The organism is Paenibacillus sp. FSL R5-0345, assembly GCF_000758585.1.
Lineage (GTDB): Bacteria > Bacillota > Bacilli > Paenibacillales > Paenibacillaceae > Paenibacillus_AQ.
Genome location: NZ_CP009281.1, coordinates 2,248,559 through 2,271,440 on the forward strand (window position 1 = coordinate 2,248,559; position 22,882 = coordinate 2,271,440).

Annotated in this window: 12 protein-coding genes and 1 pseudogene; 8 read left to right on the forward strand and 5 right to left on the reverse strand. The window is 41.6% G+C overall.

From position 1 onward, the window contains the following. Window positions 1-3 precede the first annotated feature (3 nt). Genes R50345_RS09660 through R50345_RS09670 form a run of 3 tightly spaced genes read left to right on the forward strand, consistent with a single transcriptional unit; the run spans window position 4 to window position 4,568 of the window. Window positions 4-1,287, forward strand: a complete 1,284-nt coding sequence (locus R50345_RS09660; RefSeq protein WP_042126077.1) for a Gfo/Idh/MocA family protein — start codon at window positions 4-6, stop codon at window positions 1,285-1,287. A gap of 13 nt (window positions 1,288-1,300) precedes the next feature. Continuing rightward, entirely contained in the window at window positions 1,301-3,739 is a 2,439-nt protein-coding gene (locus tag R50345_RS09665) for a glycoside hydrolase family 95 protein (RefSeq protein ID WP_042126078.1), read from the forward strand. Window positions 3,740-3,758: 19 nt separating this feature from the next. Further along, entirely contained in the window at window positions 3,759-4,568 is an 810-nt protein-coding gene (locus tag R50345_RS09670; protein WP_052414544.1) for an acyltransferase domain-containing protein, read from the forward strand. Between the two features lie 123 nt (window positions 4,569-4,691). Here the strand turns inward: R50345_RS09670 and R50345_RS09675 are convergent, their stop codons facing one another. Next, window positions 4,692-5,696 carry a glycosyltransferase family 8 protein gene (locus tag R50345_RS09675; RefSeq protein ID WP_042126079.1) on the reverse strand — a complete coding sequence of 335 codons (1,005 nt, stop codon included), beginning with the start codon at window positions 5,694-5,696 and terminating at the stop codon, window positions 4,692-4,694. A 167-nt stretch (window positions 5,697-5,863) separates the two neighbouring features. After that, the gene (gene coaA / locus R50345_RS09680) at window positions 5,864-6,799 is read right to left on the reverse strand and encodes a type I pantothenate kinase (RefSeq protein ID WP_042126081.1); all 936 of its coding nucleotides are present in this window, start codon (window positions 6,797-6,799) and stop codon (window positions 5,864-5,866) included. Between the two features lie 318 nt (window positions 6,800-7,117). On the opposite strand from coaA, the pseudogene R50345_RS30240 reads away from it, so the two are divergent. Continuing rightward, a pseudogene (locus R50345_RS30240) lies at window positions 7,118-7,321 on the forward strand (suppressor of fused domain protein); the annotation flags it as partial. Between the two features lie 107 nt (window positions 7,322-7,428). Here R50345_RS30240 and R50345_RS09690 read toward each other — a convergent pair. Then, window positions 7,429-7,809 (reverse strand): VOC family protein, encoded by a 381-nt coding sequence (locus R50345_RS09690; protein ID WP_042126083.1) that lies wholly within the window; start codon window positions 7,807-7,809, stop codon window positions 7,429-7,431. Window positions 7,810-8,030: 221 nt separating this feature from the next. Between R50345_RS09690 and R50345_RS09695 the strand changes: the two genes are divergently transcribed. Both R50345_RS09695 and R50345_RS09700 read left to right on the forward strand, forming a co-directional pair. Continuing rightward, entirely contained in the window at window positions 8,031-9,068 is a 1,038-nt protein-coding gene (locus tag R50345_RS09695; protein ID WP_042126084.1) for an NADH:flavin oxidoreductase/NADH oxidase, read from the forward strand. A gap of 165 nt (window positions 9,069-9,233) precedes the next feature. Then, the gene (locus R50345_RS09700) at window positions 9,234-9,671 is read left to right on the forward strand and encodes a MarR family winged helix-turn-helix transcriptional regulator (protein ID WP_042126086.1); all 438 of its coding nucleotides are present in this window, start codon (window positions 9,234-9,236) and stop codon (window positions 9,669-9,671) included. A 99-nt stretch (window positions 9,672-9,770) separates the two neighbouring features. Here the strand turns inward: R50345_RS09700 and R50345_RS09705 are convergent, their stop codons facing one another. Beyond that, the gene (locus tag R50345_RS09705; RefSeq protein WP_042126088.1) at window positions 9,771-10,928 is read right to left on the reverse strand and encodes a HupE/UreJ family protein; all 1,158 of its coding nucleotides are present in this window, start codon (window positions 10,926-10,928) and stop codon (window positions 9,771-9,773) included. A 255-nt stretch (window positions 10,929-11,183) separates the two neighbouring features. On the opposite strand from R50345_RS09705, the gene R50345_RS09710 reads away from it, so the two are divergent. Next, window positions 11,184-18,011 (forward strand): S-layer homology domain-containing protein, encoded by a 6,828-nt coding sequence (locus R50345_RS09710; RefSeq protein WP_042126090.1) that lies wholly within the window; start codon window positions 11,184-11,186, stop codon window positions 18,009-18,011. Between the two features lie 52 nt (window positions 18,012-18,063). Here the strand turns inward: R50345_RS09710 and R50345_RS09715 are convergent, their stop codons facing one another. Continuing rightward, the gene (locus R50345_RS09715; RefSeq protein WP_042126092.1) at window positions 18,064-18,672 is read right to left on the reverse strand and encodes a GNAT family N-acetyltransferase; all 609 of its coding nucleotides are present in this window, start codon (window positions 18,670-18,672) and stop codon (window positions 18,064-18,066) included. Between the two features lie 258 nt (window positions 18,673-18,930). On the opposite strand from R50345_RS09715, the gene R50345_RS09720 reads away from it, so the two are divergent. Beyond that, entirely contained in the window at window positions 18,931-22,689 is a 3,759-nt protein-coding gene (locus tag R50345_RS09720; RefSeq protein WP_042126094.1) for an alpha-L-arabinofuranosidase C-terminal domain-containing protein, read from the forward strand. Window positions 22,690-22,882: the final 193 nt, after the last annotated feature.

The window sequence follows — 22,882 nt, forward strand, 5'->3', positions numbered from 1 at the left end:
ACATTGAAGAGAATAACTGTAGCTTTGATTGGAGCGGGAGGACGGGGTGCTGTAGCTTATGCGCCATATGCACTGAGATATCCGGATGAGATCCAGATTGTCGCCGTTGCTGATCCTGATGTTCAGAGAAGAGAGGGCATCAAGAACTCATTTGATATTGAAGCGCAGAATGCATTTACGACCTGGGAGGATTTACTTTCTGGTGAAAAGCTTGCGGATGCTGTTCTGATCTGTACGCAGGATAATATGCATTTTGAGCCAACTATTAAAGCATTGGAAATGGGATACCATGTGCTTTTGGAAAAACCGATGTCTAACAACCCAGAAGAGTGTTTCATCATGGGGGAATACGCTAAAAAATACAATAGAATCTTTGCGATCTGCCATGTCTTGCGGTATAACCATTTCTTCATGACCCTAAAGGATCTGCTTGAGGATGGGGAAATCGGAAATCTGATGACGGTGCAGCATCTTGAGAATGTAGGTTATTGGCACCAGGCACATAGCTTTGTACGGGGAAACTGGAGAAAAGCAGCGGAGTCCAGTCCAATGATTCTGCAGAAATCCTGTCATGATTTGGACATTCTTCTCTGGCTTATTGGAGAAGAATGCATGAGGGTATCTTCATTTGGCTCGCTTAGCCATTTTACAAAGGAAAATGCACCCGCAGGAGCGCCGTTAAGATGTACAGATGGTTGCCCTGTGAGAGATGAATGCGCCTTTTATGCGCCAAGATTCTATTTAATTGATAAAGAGGATTGGCAAGGAAAGTATTTACGGGCTTATTTGACCAACGATACTAGCTATGAGGGAATTATGACAGCCTTAAAGGAGGGACCGTATGGCCGATGCGTGTATCATTGCGATAATGATGTAGTGGATCATCAGGTAGTAAATCTTGAATTTGCTAATAACGTGACAGCCTCCTTTACAATGACAGCCTTCTCGAATGATAGCGAGCGTATTATCAGATTACAGGGAACTAAGGGTGAGATTAAGGGGCATATGGAAGACAATACAATTGAGATAACAGATTTTGTGTCCGGTCGCAAAAAGCTGATTAAGTTACGTGCCTCCGATACTGGACATGGGGGAGGGGACGAGGGAATTATGAAAGATTTCATTAAGCTAGTACAACAGGGAAGTGGACAAGACTCTCGATCTTCCGCCGTTGTGTCTGTCCAAAGTCATCTCATGGCTTTTGCCGCTGAAACGTCAAGGCTCGAAAAGCGCGTCATACAAATGCCTGAGTATATAGAATCTCTGAGGCAAAAGGTGACTGTGTAATGTGGAGGAAATTATGACTACCCTAGGACCTGATTCCAGCAATAGATTATGGTATCTACAGCCCGCGGCTAGCTGGGAAGAAGCATTACCCATTGGTAACGGCAAGCTAGGTGGAATGGTGTTTGGCGGAGTCGAATCCGAAAGAATAGATCTGAATGAAGATACACTATGGTCTGGATTCTCCAGAGATCCTAATAATTATGATGCCATCAGACATCTTGCCAGAATAAGAGAGGCAGTCACGCATGGGCGATTTAAAGAGGCAGAAGAGATTGCGGAGCGTCATATGTTAGGGTCATGGAATGAATCGTATCTTCCTTTAGGGACCCTTCATATTCGACAGCATGGACTTCAAGCTATCGAGCAGTACGAGCGGGAACTAAACCTGAAGACCGGTATTGTATCCAGTTCGTTTTTCTCGGAAGGGATGAGTTACACTCGTGAAGCTTTCGCCAGTGCTCCAGACAAACTTATTGTCCTTAAATACACCAGCGCGGGTAGGGGAGGAAGCCTGTCATTATCTGTGAAACTGGAAAGCTTGCTTCAGCATAATGGTCAAATTGTACGAAGTATGGATGATTCATCAGTGGATGTGATGATACAGGGGAATTGCCCAAGTCATGTAGAACCAAACTATGTGGAGGATCATCCTAACCCCATTCTTTATGAAGAAGGCTTGGGACTTCGTTATGCAATTAGTCTGCGTATGATCGTGGATAACGGTAGTATCAATTGGAACGATAATGGAGATTTGGAGATCCGCCAAGCGGATAGTGTAACGATCCTTTTATCTGGGGTAACTGATTTTTCTGAAGAACAGTCGAATTCTTGCACTCCTGAATTGGATTTGAATGCCATAGGTTTGCTCCGATTGAATAAAGGAAGCATGATCACCTATGCGGAGCTGAAGGAACGACATCTTGCAGATATAGGCGAGCTGTTAGAACGCGTTGAGCTGAGGCTTGAAACTACAAGCACTTCTCTCCTGCCAACTGATCTCAGGCTTGAGGCTGTTAAGGACGGGGCAGAGGATCCGGCACTGGCTGCACTGTATTATCATTACGGACGATATTTGCTTATTTCGAGCTCTCGAGAAGGATCTCAACCCGCGAACCTGCAAGGGATATGGAGTAAGGAGATCAGAGCGCCTTGGGGCAGTAATTGGACGACGAATATTAATATCCAAATGAATTACTGGCATGTGGAAACAGCTAATTTAAGCGAATGTCATAAACCCTTGCTTGCCTGGATTCGTAAGTTGTCATCTAAGGGGAAAAGAACAGCACGCATTCACTATGATTGCAGAGGTTGGGTCGCTCACCATAACGTAGATATTTGGCTAGATACATCTCCCGCAAGCGGGCAGGCTGTCTGGGCATTATGGCCGATGGCTGGGGCATGGTTATGCAGGCATCTGTGGGAGCACTATTCTTTTAACGAAGATAGCGTTTATCTGGAGAAGGACGCATATCCCATTATGAGAGAAGCCGCGCTCTTCTACTTGGATTGGCTAGTTCCAGATAACAAATCGCCGTTTCTTGTCACTAATCCCTCTACATCACCAGAGAATAAATTTGTCACTAAAGCAGGAGATCCTTGTGCGGTAACGAAAGCATCTACGTTAGATCTTTTACTCATCCGCGAGCTATTCACGCATTGTATCGCCGCTTCGGAAATTCTGAATCAGGATGCGAAATTGAGAGTGGAGCTGTTTGACGCTCTATCGAAGCTCTATCCCCTACAAATAGGAAGCGGGGGGCGCCTGCAAGAATGGGCTGAGGATTTTGAAGAATGGGAGCCTGGACATCGGCATTTATCCCATTTATATGGCTTGTATCCTGGTGATCTACTTCAATATGATAGAGATGTCGAGTTTGTTCAAGCTTGCAGACGATCATTGGAACATCGGCTGGCTAATGGCGGCGGATATACAGGCTGGAGCTGTGCCTGGAGCATGGCATTGTGGGCAAGATTACGGAATGGAGCTGAGTTTCACAAGAGCTGGCTATCGTTACTTCGAACCTCAACCTTTCCTAATCTTTTGGATGGGCATCCGTATATGGTGGATACTACCATAGATTATTCTCGCTCAATCTTTCAAATCGATGGGAATTTCGGCACCACTGCCGCTATCGGAGAGCTATTGCTGCAAAGTCATGAGAACGAAATTCATCTCTTACCTGCGTTACCGCCGCAATGGCGTGAGGGAAGTGTAAGGGGATTTCGGGCAAGAAGCGGCTTCACCGTGAATATGTCGTGGAGTAATGGGAAGATAACCGAGGTTTCAATGGGGTCTGACAATGGTGGCCTATGCAGAGTACGGTCAGCGATTCCATTGACAACAGAAGCACTAGATTCTATGTTATGCACAACACGAAATGGCTTCTATAGTTATGAATTTTTTATTCCCGCGGGTGAGGATGTATTTATGAAGGGTGTACTGTACCCATAGGGGCTAAGGGGGATTTATAGTGAACATCAGAGCATTGTGTGAAGGGATTAATCTGGATCCAGCGGCTAGACAGCAGGTTTGTGAGTTTCAGATGAAAGAGGAAGAATATCTTGTTTATAAACAGCATTTTTATTTTGACAGATTTTCTTTTTTTGAATCTGTGAAATCTTCGGAGGGCTATCGAAAGCTGCTATTATTTTTATTTGTGAGATTCGCAGTAGATGCTTATGATGAGTATCGTATTCGTAACATTGAGGATGAGATCTATTATGATACATTCTCAGATATTCAGATTTGGTGCATGCAATGTCTGCGTGATTACGGTGAATATGGTATTGAAGAATATAATTGGCTGCAAGAGCATGTTCAGCTTCGGTTATTTCGGTTGGGAAGAATGCAATTTCAACCTTTTGCGATGGACCGGGATTTAGTCGTTGACGGTTGTAGAATCTTTACCCATCAAATCGTGCTTAGTGTGCACATTCCAGCGGGAGAACCTTTATCAGTTCAAAGTGTGGAGGAGTCCTTTCAGTTAGCTAGAGCTTTTTTTAGAGGGATATCTCCAGTGTTTATTTGTCATTCATGGCTGCTTGATCCGGAATTAAGTCAGATCTTGAACCCGGAATCGAATATCCTTCAGTTTCAAAGTCAGTTTAACATTTATGAGATCGATAAGAGTTCCAAGGAAGCAGAAGAAAGAATATTTAATAAGCTAAACGAGAGCCCTCATGATTACGAAGAAAATACCCGATTGCAACGGAATGCAAAAAACTTTCTAATTGCTGGAGGGAAGCTAGGAAGTGGTTATGGGATTAAAGTACATAAGTAAGTGGAATGGTCTGGATCGAAAATAATATGCATGTGTTGAAATCAAGTTTCAGTAGGTTTTTCGTCAGCCCCCCCCCCTAGAATTTCATTCTGAGGGGGGATTTTTGTTCATAAGGGCTGTTTTCTAACGTTTAATTCGTCGTTGATATTGAATTCTTGTATTGATCACGGTCCCTTTTCTTCTTCTAACTGTTCGGATTAATTTCAATTGAAACAGCGAAAGGGGGGAGATTCTAGTGCGAATAATTTTTATTTTACGTTTATAAATGATTCGTCTATTACTTTTTCGTGGGAAGCGCCGCTTAACATAGCTGACTTTCCGTTTTCTTCGTTTTAATTTAGCTTTAAAAGCTCTCCAAGGGGTTAGATCTAGGAATTTGCGATATAGCGCCAACCCTGAGGAATCTTTATTCCAGCATTTTTCATCTCCGGCAAAATGGACAATTTTATTATTGTAGTCATGATCTACGATGGCCATGTTAAATGAATTAAACCGGATATCGAGTGGAAGATAATTCGCTCCAAAAACCGCATTCAGAACATCCTGATCCGGCATGGTGACGTCAGGGAAAGTACGCAAAAAGTTCAGCATCTCTTGGTACCAGTTCGTATTCTGGCGGATATTATTCAAACCAAATAAGATTACTCCAGAATTAAAATAAGTCTCAGGATTTAGCCCTTTGGCGCTTACTATAGGCGCTACCTCCATGATGCCCTGATCCCAGATCGCTCCTAAATATTTGTCGTTTAGCTCAACTTGCCATAGCTCATTAATGTCCATGGTTACCAATACATCACAATCCAGATAAATAATTTTCTCAGCGGGTGTGATCGAAGGAAGAAGCAAGCGGTACATGCATGCCTGTGTCCACACATCGATGGAGTTAATATTGGCAAGCACCTGAAGCATATCCTCAGGTAAGGTGATCGAATAATAACTTATCGTATGATTATGTTTGGCGATTAACTTGTTGAACTTTCGCTTGTTATTTTCGGTTAAAGAGGCATCATGTAAAATATGAACATGAATTTGGGAACTTGTATGATGAAAAATTGAAGCTAAAACAACACCAGCATGCTCGGCATATTGTCCATCCTTATCTTGAAAGGCCAAGGCGATTTCAATCATTTGATTTATCCTCTCTCTACGTAGTGTACGAATGTACCATAGTATACGTTAGCCTTGACGAGAGGATAGAGGCATTACACCTACGATATACACCCAATTTGATTTTCATATAAAAAAAACCAAACTCTGTAATCAGAACTTGGTTTGTGAGAATACATTCATTTTTTTTATTTTCGCAGCTTAATGCGATCTATGTGATGGTCGTTATTTTTAAATAGAATAAGATCTGCGCGATTTCTGGTAGGCAAAATATTGTGTATCAAATTTTCAAAATTGATTTCTTTCCATATTCTTTTCGAGATCTCGATAGATTCTTCCAGTGATAACTGCGCATACTTTTTAAAATAAGATTGCTCATCTTGGAAGGCGGTATCTCTAAGCTTAATAAAACGATCAATATACCATTTCTCTATATTATTCACATCAGCATCCACATAAATTGAAAAATCAAAGAAATCAGATACAAAATAGTTTGGCACACTTTGATTGAGCCTCAAACTAGTCTGAAGAACATTTAATCCTTCAACAATTAGGATGTCCGGGTTCTCGATCGTGATATATTCATCTGGCACAATATCATAAGTTAGATGCGAGTAGACAGGGCTTTGAACACTCGAAACCCCAGACTTCACTTTAGTTAAAAATGAAATTAAACTACGTGTGTCGTAGCTTTCAGGAAATCCTTTTTTCTTCATGATTCCACGCTTTTCTAGCTCCGCATTGGGAAGTATGAACCCGTCAGTTGTAACTAAATCTACTTTTGGATGAGATGGTAGCTGAGAGAGGAGTTTCTGAAGAAGTCTAGCGGTTGTACTCTTGCCAACAGCTACACTTCCGGCGATGCCTATGATAAAAGGACCTTTTTTAAGATCATTATTAAGAAAGTGATTTATAGTTTCTTTATATTTATGAGAGGCTTGAAGCTGTAGATTTATCAATTGGGACAGAGGAAGATAGACCTCATTTACATCCTCAATCGAAATTTTATCGTTAATACTTTGGATATCGCTAAGCTCTTCTTCTGATAATTGGATAGCGGTGAAATCGCTTAGTTTCTTCCAATCCTCACGTAAATACAGTGTATATGCTGAATTATTCACCATTAAAGTTTCCACATCCCTGGATTTAATAAAATATAAGAAAGTATAAGTTATGTGCCTATACTTTAAATCTTATATTTCTCGCTTAAACGCTTACCGTCCTTATAAGGACGCCGAAGGCGGTTACGCTTGGAGATTCATCTTTAGGTATTATAACCGTTCATTCAACTGGATTCCATTCATAGCAATCGACATTAGGATATGCAATCATATTAAACAATACATAGGGGTTATTGATAATGTTTTTAAAGAGGTTATTTCGAAAGAAATTATTGGCCTGTACGTGCACTAAAAACAACGGCTAGGTTTCCACATGAATATAATACATGGCTCTATATGAGGCATACGCTAGTCAATGGTAATCCAGCAGAGCCTTATAGTGAGGATACAGGATTTCAAGGGATGTTCGTGTGGGTACCAGACGTTGAAGATAAAGCTGGATTTTTTAATTTGGAAATGAACAGTGAGAAAGTGGTGCACTTCTATACTTTAATTCCGCTTTATAGGGAAGAGTTAATAGGTTAAACAAGATTGGGGTCACCGATGTTCTGAATCCTTCCCGTAAAAATAGCTGCAAGAAGATATTTGGACTCTTTTGAAAAATAAGAAAAACGGCCGAGGGCCGTTTTTTCTTATTCTTTGATCCCAAAAGCAATCCAGCGCCCATCAACATCTTCAATAACAAATTCCTTGTTATTATAGTCTGTGTTTGCTAATGTTCGGACAATATTAACACCAGCGGCTTCAAATTCTTTTTCCAACTGCTCTTGCTGTTTCGTTATAAAATAGGCGTCGTAACCATAGCCATACAATTCTCGATTAGGAATAACCCGTTGTCCTTGGGATTGCGTAAGGATGATCTCTGTATCATCACGATACAGGCAAATATGCGGTTCCCCCGTATCTAAATAGGGCACAGCCTGAAAACCTAAGTACTGACTGTAATAAGCAGCTGTATGCTCAATATCCAGGGTAGGGAAGATACTATGTGATTGTAAAAGCTTTTTGTCCACTTTTAAGTCCATCCTTTCTAAGGAAATAGATATCCATATATTACCTTGTGTCAAAGATTTCAACAATACGCGGAGTTATTATTCCGTAGGAGACATTCATGGTTGACACCATAGATATTGTATAATAATATACATGCATGAGCATGCATTTAATATTCTTTGCTAAAACATGGGTTCAATGTTCATAATAAATTTAGTTTTTTATAAAGAGGAGAGATATCATGAAGGACTTGTTCACCCCGTATGAAATAAAGGATTTGAAATTGAAGAACCGCGTGGTTATGCCTCCGATGTGTCAATATTCAGTGACGAACAAAGATGGGATTGCTACCGATTGGCATTATAATCATTACGTGAGTCGTGCCATTGGAGGCACGGGATTAATTATTATTGAAATGACCGATGTGGAACCAGATGGCCGAATTACTGATTTTGACCTTGGTATTTGGTCTGATGAGCAGATTCCTGCACTGGCTAGAATTGTTGATGCTTGTCATTCCTATGGTGCAAAAGTAGGTATTCAAATTGCGCATGCGGGGCGCAAAGCTGAAGATGCAGCAGTTCCTGTATCCTCATCTGCCGTTCCATTTGATGCTGACTCTAAAACACCGCGTGCCCTAACGACTGAAGAAGTGAAGGGTATGGTTGAGAAGTTCCGGTTGGGTGTAAAGCGTGCAATTCAAGCAGGATTTGATGTTATCGAGCTTCATGGTGCGCACGGCTATCTCATCCATCAGTTCCATTCACCTCTAACCAATCAAAGAACAGATGAATATGGCAAGGATTTGACCTTGTTTGGTACCGAGATCATTCGTGCAGCGAAAAGTGAAATGCCTGAAGGAATGCCATTGATTATGCGTATCTCAGCTCAAGAATATGTAGATGGCGGATACGGCATTAAAGAAAGTCTGGCATTTAGTAAAGCGTATAAAGAAGCCGGCGCAGATATTTTCCATATTAGTGCGGGTGGTGAAGGCCCTATCGCTGCGGCTGGTAAGCCAGGAACACATGCGGCGTATCAAGTACCTTTGGCAAGAGAGATTAAATACGGCTTGAATGTTCCGGTGATTGCCGTTGGTAGATTGGATGAACCAGCTCTTGCTAATGCAGTGATTGGAAATGAAGAAGCAGATCTTGTTGCCGTGGGTCGTGGGATGCTAAGAAATCCATATTGGACCTTAGAGGCTGGGGTTGAGCTTCAGAAGGATCCGGGTATTCCTCGGCAGTATGCCTTTGGATTTCCTAGAATTAAAGGATAAGGAATAACGAAAATTATTTATATCATTTGGAGAGGCCGGCTTGTTGGAGAGACGGTCTTTTCTCTTTTTTGGATTAAGCTTGGCACAATGGATGTGGAGTGTAGTACTATTATATAGAAGAAAAATTTCATGAATAGTCATACGCTCGGGAGATGAATAAGATAGATGGACAAAATGAGTAGCAATGACCTGATCACGAACTGGTTGACGTTAACACATATACAAATGAATGTGACGAATGAATTAGAAGTTAATTTGCAAGCGAATCATGGATTATCTTTAAAAGAATTTTATTTGCTGTTATTCCTATCAGAAGCCCCGGAGAAAAAGTTGAAATTGCAGAAGCTCGAAGCTATGGTGGGGTTAAGCCAGAGTGCGGTTTCCCGATTGGTTAGCAGGTTTGAAGCCAAGGGCTGTGGAGCTTTAGAGAGAAAAGCATGCGATGATGATCGCAGAAGTATTTATACCTCCTTGACCTCTATTGGTGAAGATAAGCTCACTCGTGCACAAGAAACCTTTAAAGACACGCTAATGACGGCATTCCCGGAAAAAGTTGTGGAACAGCTTCTAGAGCAAATGCTTCGTATGAAGCAACAATCTTGAATCAATACAAAAAACCTCTGTTTTGGTAAATGGATCACATTCTCCATTTCGCATACAGAGGTTTTTTGCGTGAAGTTTTTTAAAAAATTTATAGTTATTCTAGAAGAACAATCTTTCCACTAGCCAAAAGGCACCAAGAGCAGTAATTAACCAAGAACCGTAAGCGATAACCAGTTTGTAGAAATTTCTTTTTTGGAGAAAAATGAGTACCGGAAGCAAAACAATGACAATACATAATTGGATAAATTCAATCCCTACATTAAAGCTGACCAGATCAACAGCCAAATGTGCTTTTGGTAAATTCATTTCTTGAAGAATATCCGCAAAGCCAATGCCATGAATAAGTCCGAATAGGAAAGTTATGAGCGCGCGGAAACGAATCTTTTTGCGGAAAATATTCTCAAGCGCAACATAGCAAATACTGAGTGCAATGACAGATTCAACAACTCGTGAAGGTAAGGAGATCCAGCCCAGAACTGCGAGTGTTAACGTAATACTGTGTGCTAAAGTGAATGCCGTGATAATTGCTGCATATTGTTTGAGCGTTTGTTTTCTTAATAATAGAGCGAACAGGAATAATAGGTGATCATAGCCGGTAAGAATATGGTTCATTCCCAGTTTGAAAAAAGAAAACCAATCCGATGAGGAGCCTGATTTCCCAGCAGTAGTTGAATTGGACGAAGAAGTTAGCTGCTGTGCTTGTTGATCCTCCGTTAGAAGCATGGTCCATGTTCGCTCTTTTCCTTGTAGTACGGTTTCGCTAGTCTGATCGCCGTTATGTGCAGTAATTAAATTGACATACGGTGAACTTGTGGCTTGTGAATATAGTCCGTCGTTGATTGCGATGGTTTGTCCAGGCTCAAAGGCAGGGTAGGTGAAATTCCAGGTAAGCACCTCTTTATCCCCTTTTTTATCAAGGAATAGGTCTTGAAGCTCTGGAGCCTGCTGTTGATTATTCATTTCCAAGATAACACTATCTTCGATCCATTCTTCTAAACGATGCTTATTGCTCTCAATCTCATTTTCTTCCAATATTCCATTTCCGTTCATGTCCACGTTATCCATGCTTTCAATAATCGAAATGACATCCAATGAAAAAGAAAAATCAGTCTTGTCCTTATCAAAAGTAACGGTGGTATAACTGGCACTAAGTGGATGTGCAGAAGCCGTTAGTTGAGAAAAAGTCATAGAAATCAGAAAAATTACAATAAAGATTAATGATTTAAATAGGTTTGAGCGGTTTTTGCAAGCTGACAAAGTTGTTCCCCCTTGAAGATAAATATGTATTTATTGTTGTTATTACAGTTGATCATAATCTTAAATTGTCATTGGAGTGTTAAATGAAAAGATAAAATGAGGAGGTTTTTGAGCGAATTATTTAAATGAAAATTAAAATTCTAATAATTTTTTAATTAAAATTTACAAAACGAAATAAAACGAAGACAACTCGTTTACAAAGGAGGTTTATGATGAAAGTCTAACTGATTAGTAACACGAGGAGGAATTTTGTTCATGAGTTTGAAGTTTGAGAGAGTAAAAAAACGGACAAGTTTAGCATTAGTTGTACTACTGCTCTTGTCAATGATTCCACAGGGCTTGTTATTGCCGAAGGTTGCAGGAGCTCCTTCTGCACATGTAGTCATTAGCCAAGTATTTGGTGGGGGAGGGAATAATGGAGCTCCATATACTTATGATTTTATAGAGCTGTACAACCCAACTGATTTTGATGTTGATCTGAATGATTATGCTGTTCAATACGCTTCAAAAGCGGGGGCGTTTACGGCTGCTACCTCAGGGACTGTAAGTATGACGCCACTCACGGGTAAAGTTATAAAATCACATGGATTCCTATTGATTCAGGAGGCTAAAGGAGCTAATACTCCGGCAGACCTTCCTGTTCTAGCTGATGTGATTGGAAATATAAATTTATCAGGAACGGAAGGAAAGGTTGCACTTACTAGCAAACAGGCGGCCATTTCTGGTGTTTCGGATCCTAGTGTAGTTGACTTTTTAGGCTTCGGTGCAGCCAATGAGTCAGAAGGAACTAAATTATCTGCTCTAAGCAATTCAACTAGTGCACAACGGAAATCAGAGGATGGAAGTAACACTGGACCAGGTAAAGGTGCTGGGTTAGATACAGATAACAACAGCACGGATTTCGTTGTGGGCCCCGTACTTGCTCCAAGAAACTCTGCTACACCAGCTATTGTGATTACCAAAAGTGCACAGCCTCTTGGGCAGAATATTCAATTCACTAATGAAGGTACAGTAGGTATGGTTACAGGAAATATTGCTTCCGTTACAGCGGACACCTATGTTTCCTTGTATCTAAATGATCCAAGTACCGGTACAGTTGCAGTTACGAATGCTGTTTATGCAGATGCGTCAGGGGCATTTAACAATTTAACCTTTGATAATACTGGCGGCAGTACGCAAGTATACCTTACAGCAAAGGATCTGGATAAAGCAGCAAGTAGCCCTGTTGTTATTCATTTAGCTGCGGCTAGTGCTGCGCTCAATCCGGATAAGCTTAACTATTATCTGGATTCAACTGGTGGAGGTAGAATTGTAGGTGCTGCAGGAGCTGCTGTTCCTAACTCAACAATCTACAGCTACAATAGCTCCACAAATGGAAACAGATACTCCAATACAGCGGATGGAAAAGATTATGTTGTTGCTGGAGCAGATGGATCGTTCACATTTACTTTTACAGGTGGTATGGATGATGTTTATGTATCACAGTTGACCGTAACCTCTAATGGTAGAAACTTGGAGGGCCCTCGAACTGTAGTTACTAAAGAAGACACATCGGTTATTACACCAATCAGCACGATACACACAAATGATAGTAACGGTAAATCGGATAAAATTAATCAAGTGTTTACGATTCAGGGTGTGGTTATAGGTAATAATGAATTGACCGCAAGTAACACCTTCTATATGCAAGATGCTACAGGAGGAATCGCTGTCTTTGGAACCCTTCCAACAGGGGTTACAGTTACACAAGGTGATTTAGTTACGGTTACAGGTGCGATTCAATTCTATAACGGCCTAACTGAAATAACTCCAACGAAAGTTGTGAAGAATGGAAAGGCCTCAATTCCTATCCCTACAGAATCTACTTTGTTAGATTTAATCAATTACACAAAGGCAGAACCACTGGAAGGTACATTAGTACAATTCACAGGAAAAATAACGAATATTCCAGCGATGGCTGGTAATGGATATAACATCACCGTTGCAGAAACTGTAACGAACAAAACGATTACGGTTCGTGTTACTACAGCTAGTGGAATAGATGTTGCAGCGAAGCTAGAGAAGGATTTGACCTACACATTTACTGGAATATTCAGTCAGTATGTGTCAGGGACTACTTTTAAAAGTGGATACCAGGTATTTCCTAGGTCCATCGAAGATGTTAAGGAAGTCAAAGAGCTTGCACTTACACATCAAGCAATTACACAGGCTTATGTTAATGCAGATATTCAATTTGCCGCTAAAGCTAAAAATGCTGATTCTGTAATGATTCACTACAGAACCATTGGCGGAGTATATGCTTCACTACCTATGAATTCTGCGGATGGCAGCAGCTACACAGCGCATTTGAATTCTAGCTTTGTTGCTTCAGGTAATAGCTTTGAGTATTACGTAGAAGCTAAGATGGGAGAAGTTACTAAGCAGTCGGGTACACCGGATGCACCCTTTAAAGTTTCTGTAGTTGAGGATACATTTGCACCTGAGTTTTTCGAAGAGACTCCAATGTCAGGTACGAAGATTGAAGATAGACAACCAGTTATTTCCGTAAAATATGATGAACCAAGCGGTCTGGATGCCTCCACTTTAGTGGTCAAGCTGGATGGAAATACTGTTCCGGCCAGCATTAGCGGAGATACTATCATGATTACTAATAGTAGTGAACTCGCGATTAGTGATCATACGGTTGTCGTGAATGTTAGTGATAACAAGCATAATGCGGGAACGTATAAGTGGACTTTTACAATTACACCTATCTTTACAGGCGGTAACCATTATCGTGGAACCACTCATAATCACACGAATATTTCACATGATGCTGCGGGTACTCCTGAAGACGCTTTGAAGGCAGCCGAAGCGCATAACTATGATTTCTTCGCTTTTTCAGACCATTCGCATGATATTGATGCGGCATTGGTAGGTACGGATACCGTTGATCATAAAGGTCAACCGGAACGTACGGGCGGAGAAGACTGGAAATTAACGAAGGATCTAGCGAAGCAATACACTAAGAATGATAGCTTTGTTGTATTCCCAGCGTTTGAAATGACTTCAACAACCTGGGGTCACTCCAACGTATTTGGAACCGATAATTTCATTGATCGTAAGCAGAATTCAGGTCAATATCAAGATTTGAGTAAGTATTATGCATGGGTTTTGACGTATGACGATATCGTGGCCCAGTTTAATCATCCCGATATGTCAGCGAATGCGTTTAATAACTTCGCGCCATATGATAAAAATGTTGATAAATTGTTCACCATGTTTGAAGTAGGGAATGGATCAGGTCACTATGGTTATGCAAATGCGGAGAGTAAATACTTCAAAGCATTGGATCTGGGATGGCATGTAGCCCCGACTTATGGTGAAGATAACCATGATGGCACATGGGGTCAGACCAATGCAAGAACAGTAATCGTATCCGATGATTTGTCGCAGGAATCATTGCTTCAGTCGATGCGCAATATGCGTGTATACATGAGTGAGGATCCAAACTTTACATTAGATGTTCTTGCGAATGGCAGTTACATGGGTGCAACTGTAAAGGGAAATACCCTTAATTTCTCCATCGCGGGGAAAGATGATGTTGCAGAAGATAAGAGCAAGCCTGAATATAGTTATCTCAGCAGTTCGTATAAATCAGACGATCGTGTTGCAAAGGTAGAATTGATCACTAATGGCAACAAAATTATCCAAACAACAAAACCAATGACTAAAGATTTCACTTGGAGTCCTTCTGTTGAAGTAACAGGCGGTCAACAATGGTTCGTTGTGAAGGTAACACAAATGGACGGAGAGCAAATTTATTCCGCTCCAATCTGGTCACAAGATGTAACTACAGATATTAAGATTAGCGGTATTAATATTGTAGGCAACAGCTTGGTTTCCGGTAGCCCGACTACCATGGAAGCGGGATTAACTAACCTTGGATCACAGGATCTAAGTAATCTTAATGTTCGTTTCTATTATGACGTTGTTGATACGACTCATTTAATCAATGGTGTTGTAGTGCCTTCTGTATTGTCCAAAGGTACAGCAACAGCACAAGTGTTATGGTCTAATCCTATTCAAGGCAATCATAAATTAATTGCAGTCGTTGATACCCCACCAGGTGACTCACCAGAGGATAATCAATTCGAGCTTGATGTTACGATTAAGGCTGCTTTAGGGATTAAGGTCATGATCGATGCCTCGCATAAGAATGAGAATACATCCACTGATGGCGGTACGTATAAGGATAATTTAAAAAGCTTCACCACGCAGCTTCGCCAGGAAGGCTACACTGTCGTTGAGAATACTGGTGCCATTACTGCTGCAACGTTAACGGACGTTAAAGTGCTAATGTTTACGCATCCTTCGGCTGCTGTTACAGATGCTGAAAGTGCAGTAATTGCTGATTTTGTAACGCATGGAGGTTCGTTGTTCTTAACGGAGAAAAGTAATAACGGTAGCTCAAAACCTACGATTAGTAATGAGTTATTACAGAAGATAGGATCTACGATCCAGGTGAGTAATGACGGTATTTTTGATACAAGTCCTGAGGGTAACTTCTGGTCTCAACCTGTGGGAACGAATACGTATACGGTTCGGCTACATCCAGGGTTAGTGAAAAACTATATTACGGACCGTGCATTGACGGTTGAGTATTATAGTGGAGCTAGCTTGGAGAAGGTGGGACATCTTCCACTAGTAGATACGGATAAAGTTACGATTCTTGTAAAAGGAAATGAAACGACATATCAAGATAAAATCGCTGCGGGCGGTAATGTGTATGATATTGTCGATGATGGTGTTGGAGGCTCTTCAATTCCTGCCATTGCTTCAGAAGAAGTAGGGGAAGGGCGAATTATTGTATCCGGTATGAACTTTGTGAATGATAAGCAGTTGGATGAATCCTATAATCCTAAAGGCAACAATGAACTTGGATTGAATTCTATCAATTGGCTAGCTCACAGAGACACGAAGATCGACACGATTGCTAGTCTTAAAACACTACCGGAGGGAGCAGCTGGTGTAGTGGAGGGGACAGTCGTTACTGGCTCAGATATTTTCTTCGATGCGTTCTATGTTCAAGATGCTACAGGGGGAATTATGGCCTTTAAAGAAGTCCCAGAGAAAAGTTTGGTTGAAGGGGATACAGTCAGAATCTATGGTAAGACGAAGCTGTTCGAGAATAACTATGAACTTGAATTTGATTCGTTCGCAATGGATGTAATTAAGACTGGACATACTGACCCGGTTCAGCCATTAGTAGTGACTACTTCACAAGCTAACTTGGAAAATAACCAAGGACTGTTAGTGAAGGTGAAAGGTAAGATTATTTCTCAGTTTGATGAGAACTCCTACGTTATTGATGATGGATCTGGCCCAATTCTGGTCTTTGCAGATGGATACATTGTGAAGCAAAGCGGCCCTGTTCCGGTACTGGCTGTTGGAGACACGTTGGTAGCCGTGGGGGTTACAGGCAAGAATACGGAAGGAACTCGTATCCGTGTACGGAACACGAAGGAACTGGCTAAAGGTACAGAAGATCCAACACCTACGGCAACAGTATCGCCAGAACCAACGGAATCACCGGTTGTGACGCCGATACCGACAGCAACGCCGACACCGACACCGATAGCAACGCCGACGCCGACAGCAACATCGACGGCAACACCGACGCCGACAGCGACATCGACGGCAACACCGACAGCAACGTCGACACCGACAGCGACACCGACAGCAACATCGACGGCAACGCCGACACCTGCACCGGTGGTAACACCATCGCCAACAGCAGATCCGACACCACCAGTTTCAGTGTCGACGGCAACGCCGACCCCGAAACCGACGGTAACACCAGTATCAACGGATCATTCGGCACAATTGGATAATGGTAAGATATCCGTGACAACTGAAGTGGGTAAGGATGGCGTTACCTACGATAAAGTATCTGTCGATGCCAATGCGCTCACTAAAGCACTTCAAGCGCATGCGCAAGCGGTTCTAGAACTTCAGGTTTCCGCGAATCCTATTAAAATCGAGCTGCCATTACAGGCATTTGCACCAACGGACGGTTCTAGACAAGGCTCTAGCCTAATGATTCAAAGTAACGGCTACTTCTATAATCTTCCTTCTAGTGTGATTCCTTCGGCAGAGCTGATCAGTAGTCTAGGTGTGGATATAAAAGATATCACCATCACTATAGTGATTTCTAAAGTGGATAATCAACAAGCCGGTCTTATTAATCAAGCAGCCAGCCAAAAGAATGGCAGCTTGCTAAGTCCAGCATTTAAGTTTGAAATTACCGCTGAAGGTAATGGAAAGACGGTTAAGATTAATAACTTTGGTGCGACTTATGTGTCCAGAGGAATAACGCTGGATACAGCCCTTGATCCACGAGTGAGTTCCGGTGTCCGTTTTGATGAAGCAAGTGGAGAGCTTGTATTCGTGCCAACTTACTTTACAGTAACAGGCAACAAAACTTTGGCAGACATGAAACGTAACGGAAACAGCATCTACACGCTCATTCACTCTGAGGTTACCTTTAATGATATTAAAGGTCATTGGGCACAGAGCGATATCGAGCTTCTTGCTTCTAAATTAATTGTTAAGGGTGAAACCTCTACACGTTTTGCACCTGGGCAGCAAATTACAAGAGCGGAGTTCGCAGCTTTACTTGTACGGTCACTTGGGCTGGATGCTCAAGGCACAGCTGTGAAGTTCAAGGATGTGAAGGTAAGTGATTGGTTCTATGGCGCTGTTGCTGCGGCCACAGATGCGAAGATTATAAATGGGTTTGAAGATAACAGCTTCCACCCATTAGCACCGATCAGCCGTGAAGAAATGGCAGTGATGACGCTTCGTGCACTGACCTATGCAGGTTATACTTCATCTGCATCGAATCCAAGTAATGTTTTAGCTTCTTATAAAGATAAAGGATCTATTGGAAGCTGGGCTGAAGCATCTGTCTCTGAATTAATCGCTAACCAGGTTATGAATGGGATGACAGAGACTACCTTCGCTCCTAAAGCGTTGGCCTCTCGTGCACAAGCGGTTAAGATTCTTAAACAATCTTTACAATCCATTAAATTTATTAACTAACTAATAAGGAACTAAAGAAAGAGCTACCTGAGATTATTCAGGTAGCTCTTTTTTAATGAATATCACCTGTACTTCCATTTTGCTTAGAAAGCTGGTAATAATTATAGTTTTCATTTTCAATTGTAATTTCATCAATTAAATCGAAGTCACATTTTTGTATGACTCTATTAGAGGGTGTATTGTGTACCAGAGCAATAGCGTTTAATACATCGGTAGATGTGTGCTCAAACAAATATCCAATTAATCCCTTGGCAGCTTGTGTGGTATATCCATTGCCACGGTGATCCTTAGATATGGCGTACATAATCTCTCTGTTCGGAGCGGGTAATTCATCCTTCATTCCTGTACAGCACCAACCAATAAACTCTCCTGTCTCTTTTAAAATAATGCCTAAACGAAGACGAAGCTCCCCGATGTTTCCATCCGCTGAGACTGCTTGTAGAAACTGTTGGTTTTCTTTTATTTCATAATTTATTAACCAATCTCGCCGTTGTTCTTTAGGAACATTCCAATCGGGCAGAAATTCTATGATTTCAGGCTGCATGGTAAGTGCGTGAAACTCGTCTAAATCCTCCACTCTAAACTCTCGTAACAGGATATCTTTGCATTCAATTGTAAAAATATCATGTTTTGTTGGCTCGAAACCTGCATGGTTATTCATATTCATCTCTCCTTCGTACATCCAAATTTATTTTATCATGAATAATAAGACCGATTTGGTAATCTTTGAGTATAAAAAATTGTTTTCTTTTATTTCACATAAATATTAATTGGTTAATATATTAATTGATTATAAAGTGTGTTATTATGTTTCGTATAAAGGGTAAATGACCCGCGAACGGGTCGGTTTTGTTGTAGTAATTAGTAGAATAGTTAGACTTTTATGATTTCTAATACAAAAGATGACAGGTGATCTTCTATGAACAATGACAACAGTAACAAATTTATTAATGGTAATTTGATAGCGCATTATAAGTTTGATAACCCCGATCATGTGGGTCAGGATTGCTCAGGAAATGGGAATGATGGAACCGCTTTAGGGACTAAACTGCCAATCATTCAGACTGTAGCAGGTAGAAGAGCTGTTTCGTTAGCGGGTGGAGAACATGGCACATCCTATATTTCGTTGCCGGATGATCTTCTTAAAGAAGTCAGCGACCAAACGGGTATTACTGTCTCGACTTGGATGCATGTAAGTACTGGTGGGAGCTTATGGGAAAGACTGTTCGATTTCGGCAAAGGCGAGACAGGACCCTATATTTTTTTAACGAGAAATTTCCGGGGGACTTGCTTTGCAGGAGAAGATTTAGTCGCAGATCCTGGGAGATCCTTTGCTGCTGGTGAATGGGTGCATGTCGGCTTTACAGTGACAGGAACAAAAGGTGGAACACTTAGCAGTGCGGGACCTGTAATTTATGTAAATGGTGAGGTCGTTGCAGATGGAATGATCAGTCAGACTTCTAGCGGTACATATGCTAAGTTACGTGCTTGGTTTGCTACATTTGAGGACCAAATAAATTATAGTAACAATACGATCGGCAAGTCCCAGTACGCTGCAGATGTAGATTTTGGCGGCTCTCTCTCGGACTTCCGTGTATATAAAGCGGGATTAACGCAGGACGAAATCATTGAGATTATGTGTGAATCTTTGACAGATGAAGAGATCGTTAAGCTTGCAAAAGATAAATACTTAACCTTTACAAGCTCGATCATCACCAAAGATATCGAATTGCCAGCTTCGCTCATGGGTGGAAAAGTTGACGTGTCCTGGGTATCCAGTGATTCTGCTATCATTTCTGATAAGGGTGCCCTGAATAAAGCCGTCCAATCTGCTCAAGGCGTAACGCTTACTGCGGTTTTGAAAAAAGGTAACAGTACAGTAGAAAAGAGCTTCACTGTGTCTGTACTTCCAGAAGGTGTACCACCTTACACCTTAACAATCGATGGAAACCATGAGATTTTGGATATTAGCGAAGTTCTATATGGCCTTTTCTATGAGGATATTAATAATGCAGCAGATGGTGGAATTTATGCAGAGCTAGTGCAGAATCGTTCCTTCGAGTCTTTTGCTTTTGACAGTTATTCGCATGTATGTGGTGTGCATGGGACTTCAACGGGTAGAAATTATACGCCTCTGCATGCTTGGTCTGGTGACACAGACAAAATGACGGTTCACAATACAGGTGGATTAAACGATTTTTTCGGAATCGAAGATAAAGATATGAACGCCCATTATGTGACAGTGGCGGATGGCGCCACTATTAATAATAGAGGGTTTGCGGATTCCAATCAGCACTGCTCGATGTTTATTAAGAAGGATGCTAAGTATAACTTCACGATTTGGGCGAAGGCTGAAGCAGCAGGTACTATCACCCTACAATTGCTCGACAAAGACGGAAAAGCTATTAGTGATACTGCGGTAGTTGAGGTGAACGGTGACGGTAACTGGAAGAAATATGGTGTCGATTCTAAGTTTATATTAACAGGATCTGAAACTGTACTCGGTCAGCTGGCTTTAACTTTTAACGGTGAAATTTCTATTGATTTGGTCTCCCTAATGCCGGAAGATGTTTGGGGCGCTGGGGAAGAGGAGCGTTCTGCTACAGCTCATGCTAACTATAAAGGGAATTCGAACTATAGATTGAGAAAAGATTTAGTGAATGCACTCGTTGATCTTCATCCTACATTCTTGCGTTTCCCGGGGGGCTGTATTTCTGAAGGTTCTCACATTTGGGAGAATGTGTACGATTGGAAAGAGTCTGTCAACGATATTGAGCTTCGCAAAGAGAACTATAACGTATGGGGCTACATGATGACCATGGGTCTTGGGTATATGGAGTACTTCCAATTAGCCGAGGATTTGAATGCAACTCCACTGCCAGTTATGGCCTGTGGTGTACTGTGTCAAGCTCGTTCGGATTATGCGAATCCAGCTGGCGGTGCGTTACGGGATTATTATGTGAAGAACTTTACGGATCTGATTGATTTCGCGATTAGCATGGATTTTGACAATAACGAGTGGGCCGCTTTGCGTAAAAAGATGGGCCATGAAGCAGCGTTTGACCTGCGTTATTTGGGCGTGGGGAATGAAAACTGGGGTACAGAGTTTTTTGCCAACTTTGAGTATTTCAAAACAACGATTGATGAATATATGGTAAAGAACTACCCTGATCATGAACTGACCATTCTTTCTACGGTAGGAGCACAAGCAGATGATGATGCCTATCAACAAGGCTGGAAATTCCTAAGCGGAAATCTGCAAGGCTCAGAACAGATCAGCTTCACGGACGGAACGTCGAGCATCGAAGAGACGGTTACCTGGTATGAGAAGCAAAAGAACTACATGGATACGATTGCGGATGAGCATTACTACCGTTCCAATGAGTATTTGTTAGAGAATGCGGATCGATACAATTACTATTACAGAGCATATAAAGAAGACGGCAGCTTGGACGAAGCTGAAACTTCTAAGGTTTTTGTAGGTGAATATGCTTCCACAGATAAAAACACATTGGCAGGAGCAATTGCAGAGGCAGCGATCATGTCCAGCTTCGAGAATAACTCTGATGTGATTAGACTGGCTGCAACGGCACCTTTGTTCAATAAGGTACTGACAGATGGCACTTATAGATGGACACCGGACTGCATATGGTTTGATGATGAAACCGTATGGTACACACCGAACTATTATGTTCAACAGCTGTACGCTAAATATCTCGGCACCAAAGTGGTTGGCACATCATTCTCGACATATCGCAACGGTGAAAAGGTAGACCTTATTCCTCACGGTGGAATTGAAGTGGCTGCTGGAAAAGCATCTGTGATTGTGAAGCGAGTGAAGGTTACTTCGAATACGGATGGCAGCATTTTGTTCGAACAAGATTTTACACAGCCGCTGCATGAAGCTTGGAAAGTCATTCCTGGCTCTGCAGGATATACGATTGATCCTTCCAAAGGTTTAGTCTTGAAGGCGCAGAATAGCGGATTGAACGGATTGTACATTCTCAATGACGCGTGGACTAATTATCGAGCTGAGGTTATTGCTGAAAAAGCTTCCGGCGAAGATGGCTTCTATGTAGGCGCAGGTCTGACAGACATCTCACCAGAAAATAAAGACGTAATCGAATATGCGATTGGGTATAATGGCGATGCTACTGGCGTAAAGGTATTCAAGCAAGGGATTGAGGCATATACGCTCGGGGATTATTCCTCAAGTACTGCAGCCGGTAACCTAAGAGCTAGCTGCTATGAAGAGCTAACGGATCATACGGAATATTGCATCACTGTTAATTATGGTGGAGCAGATGGTAAGCATTTGATTTGCTCTTATACAGATGGCAAGACGACAAGTAAGGTGCTTGATTATAAGCTCGAAGCGTATAACAGAGAAGTATACAATTCCGTTACTAAAGATGATAAGCATCTCTACGTGAAGCTTGTGAATGCGGATCGGGTAGAGAAAGCAACGAAGCTTAATCTGAAAGGCTTAAACGTAGCTACTGCCGGTAAATGGATTACTTTAACCGGCGATGCTTCGCTGGTTCACACACCTAATGTAAACAGAAAGAATGATGAGAAGGTCACTCCATTTGAAACGGAAATTGTAGTTGATAAAGACACCGCAATTGTAAATCTAGCTGCCCATTCCGTAAATGTGATTGTTCTGGATCTAGTTTAATAGAAAAGATAAGCTTCCAGCACGCACCGAAACTATTCTTCGGTGCGTGCTGTTTGTTTAGGAAGACTTATAATCGGTTGATGAATATGTATAGAGAACGGTTCACTTGCTTGATGAATCTCTGAATCTAACTTACACTGGTGAAGGTATTATCACTCGAATGACACTCCATTCTACGATCCTCCCAGAATTT

What these genes read in the sequence shown, in the direction of transcription:
- R50345_RS09665 (WP_042126078.1), top strand. Translation starts at nt 1,301, where the DNA reads ATGACTACCCTAGGACCTGATTCCAGCAATAGATTATGGTATCTACAG.
- R50345_RS09675 (WP_042126079.1), bottom strand. Translation starts at nt 5,696, where the DNA reads ATGATTGAAATCGCCTTGGCCTTTCAAGATAAGGATGGACAATATGCC.
- coaA (WP_042126081.1), bottom strand. Translation starts at nt 6,799, where the DNA reads ATGGTGAATAATTCAGCATATACACTGTATTTACGTGAGGATTGGAAG.
- R50345_RS09695 (WP_042126084.1), top strand. Translation starts at nt 8,031, where the DNA reads ATGAAGGACTTGTTCACCCCGTATGAAATAAAGGATTTGAAATTGAAG.
- R50345_RS09700 (WP_042126086.1), top strand. Translation starts at nt 9,234, where the DNA reads ATGGACAAAATGAGTAGCAATGACCTGATCACGAACTGGTTGACGTTA.
- R50345_RS09710 (WP_042126090.1), top strand. Translation starts at nt 11,184, where the DNA reads ATGAGTTTGAAGTTTGAGAGAGTAAAAAAACGGACAAGTTTAGCATTA.
- R50345_RS09715 (WP_042126092.1), bottom strand. Translation starts at nt 18,672, where the DNA reads ATGAATAACCATGCAGGTTTCGAGCCAACAAAACATGATATTTTTACA.
- R50345_RS09720 (WP_042126094.1), top strand. Translation starts at nt 18,931, where the DNA reads ATGAACAATGACAACAGTAACAAATTTATTAATGGTAATTTGATAGCG.